Source organism: Halorubrum sp. SP9, from assembly GCF_005435015.1.
GTDB classification, from domain to species: Archaea; Halobacteriota; Halobacteria; order Halobacteriales; family Haloferacaceae; genus Halorubrum; species Halorubrum sodomense.
This window is the reverse complement of record NZ_SGXU01000072.1, coordinates 1-2,475: the sequence shown is the minus strand read 5'-3', so window position 1 is coordinate 2,475 and position 2,475 is coordinate 1. Positions and strand designations below refer to the sequence as shown.

Sequence of the window (2,475 nt, the reverse complement as noted above, 5' to 3'; positions counted from 1 at the left end):
CCGGGACGCTCCGACGACCAGTCCCGCGTCGACCGGGCCGGCGCCGGTGCCGGCGGCGACGCGCTCCTCGTCGCCGACGCGCAGTCGGACGGAGGCGGTCGGGAGGTTGCCCCCGGAGGTCGCCGAGAGGTCGACGAGCTCGACGTGGCGCTCGCGCTCGCGGCCCCGCACGTCGTCCGCGACCGCGAGCAGGTCGGCGTCGGTGACGCGCTTGCCGCGCTCGCCCAGCTCCTTGACGCGGGCGACGACCTCGCGCAGCTCGTCGTCGTCGACCGCCACGTCGTGTTCCGCGAGCGCGGCCTTCACGCCGGCGCGTCCCGCGTGCTTGCCGAGGACGAGCCGGCGCTCGCGGCCGACGGTCTCGGGCGGGTACGGCTCGTACATCGTCCCGTCCTTCAGCGTGCCGTCGGTGTGGATCCCCGACTCGTGGGCGAAGGCGTTGGCGCCGCAGACCGCCTTGTTCGGGGGGAGCGCGACGCCGGTCGCCTCCGAGACGGTCCGACAGAGCCGGTAGAGCCGATCCAGCTCCACGGTGTCGACGCCGTACGACTCGCCGAGCGCGATCGCCACCTCCTCGAGCGCGACGTTGCCCGCGCGCTCGCCGACGCCGAGGACGGTGCCGTGGACGGTGTCGGCGCCCGCCTTCAGTCCCGCGTGGACGTTCGCCAGCCCGAACCCGAGGTCGTCGTGGGTGTGGAGGCTCGTCGGGCCGAGGGCGGCGAGCCGCGAGACGACGGCGGCGGTGCGCTCGGGGTCGGCCGCGCCGACGGTGTCGCAGTAGCAGATCCGGTCCGCGCCGGCGTCGAGGCCGGCGCCGAGCAGGCGTTCGAGGTAGTCGAGGTCGGCCCGCGAGCCGTCCTCGCCGAGCACCTCGACCCACAGGCCGTGCTCTTTCGCGTACTCGACCAGTTCGACCGTCGTCTCGACGACCTCGTCGCGGGTCGATCCGACCTTCGTCTCGACGTGCTTGTCGGAGGCGGGGACGACGAGGTTCACGCCGTCGACGCCGCAGTCGAGCGCGTGGTCCACGTCCCGCTTAACCCCGCGGGCGAAGCTCGTCACGGTCGCGTCCAGTCCCTCGTCGGCGACGCGGCGGATCGCCTCGCGCTCGCCCTCGGAGGTACACGCCGAGCCGGCCTCGATCAGGTGGACGCCGGCGGCGTCGAGTTCGCGGGCGACGTCGACCTTCTCGCCGGGCGTCAGGGAGACGCCGGGCATCTGTTCGCCGTCGCGCAGCGTGGTGTCTAACAGCTGTACCTCGTCGAGGTCTGTGAGTCGTGTTCGGGTCAAAAGGGGGTCCGTCGGCTCGTCGGTGGTCTCGGGGCCGGTGCCGCCGCGGGGCGGTCGTGCCCCGTCGTCGTTATCGCCGGAGAATTTCGCGGCCAGCCGCCGCGAGGCGACTTCCTCTATCCTCCGAACGAACGCGTTCGTCTCGCGTCATTCGTACCCGTGCGAACGACGCACACACGGATAAACAGTCGGGTCGCGTCAGGTATGGCCAACTGATCGTCGCCGAGACCGCCGATCCGGCGACGATCCCTCGACGCGCCTTCGACGGCCCGAAGACGGGAATTTCCGCCTCACCCCAGCAGCGACCGGAGCGACCGCCGCCGGGTGCCGCACTCGGCGGCGTAGTCGCAGGCGTCACACCGGCCGTCGTCGACGCGCGACGGCGGGCCGTCGATCGAGCGCGCCGCGCGGAGCGCCTTGCGATACGCCGCCTTCTTCCGGAGCGTGAGCCGGACCTCTCGGACGACTCCGACCGCCGGGTACTCGACGAGCGCGCGCTCGATCTCCCGCTCGCGCTCCCACGCCAGCGCCTTCGCGATTCCGACCGCGCGGACCGCCTGCGGCTCCCACACGCCGTCCTCCGGCGGCTCGCCCGACGAGACGAGCGTCGGCACGGGCGGGGGAGACGGCTCGGTACCGGCCGGATCCTCGGTCCCCCCGTCCGGTTCCAGCACCTTGTGAACGGTCCCGTGACAGTCCTTGCCCGAGAGGAACCCGCGCTCGCTCGCGGGGTCGACGAGGGCGCCGTACTCGTCGCGCTCGCGGAGCCGGTCGAGGTTTCGGCGGTAGGCGGCCGGCGACCGGTGGAGGGGCAGCTGCCGCAACGCTCGGTCCGGCGCGTCGACCAGCTCGTCGTACCGGAAGGCGAGGTCGATCCGCTCGCGCGCCTTCGGTGGGACGCTTCGCTCGTCGTCGCGCCGGACGTAGTAGAGCTGCCGGGGGCAGTACGCCGCGCGGGCCAGGTCGCTGAACGGGACGAGGGTCACGCGAGGGGTTGGCCGCGGCTTCACTTATAAATAGAACTGCGGTGGCGTCGCCGGCGGCTCTGCCGCCGGCTGCAAGAGGCGCGTCGCGCCTCACTGCGTGCCGACGAGCGGCCTGCGGCCGCGAGTCGCACGCGCGAGGGAGTCGGGCGGCCGGAGCGAAGCGGAGGCCGGCCGACGAGGCTGGGGAGGCGTGAGGTGC

Annotated in this window: 2 protein-coding genes; both read right to left on the bottom strand. The window is 73.2% G+C overall.

Going from position 1 to position 2,475, the window contains the following annotated elements:
• Nucleotides 1-1,290 (bottom strand): alpha-isopropylmalate synthase regulatory domain-containing protein (locus EXE45_RS16300; RefSeq protein WP_137694942.1); only part of this gene is annotated, 1,290 nt, incomplete at its 3' end.
• Nucleotides 1,291-1,580: 290 nt separating this feature from the next.
• Nucleotides 1,581-2,276, bottom strand: a complete 696-nt coding sequence (locus EXE45_RS16295) for a hypothetical protein (RefSeq protein WP_137694941.1) — start codon at nt 2,274-2,276, stop codon at nt 1,581-1,583.
• Between the last annotated feature and the right edge of the window lie 199 nt (nt 2,277-2,475).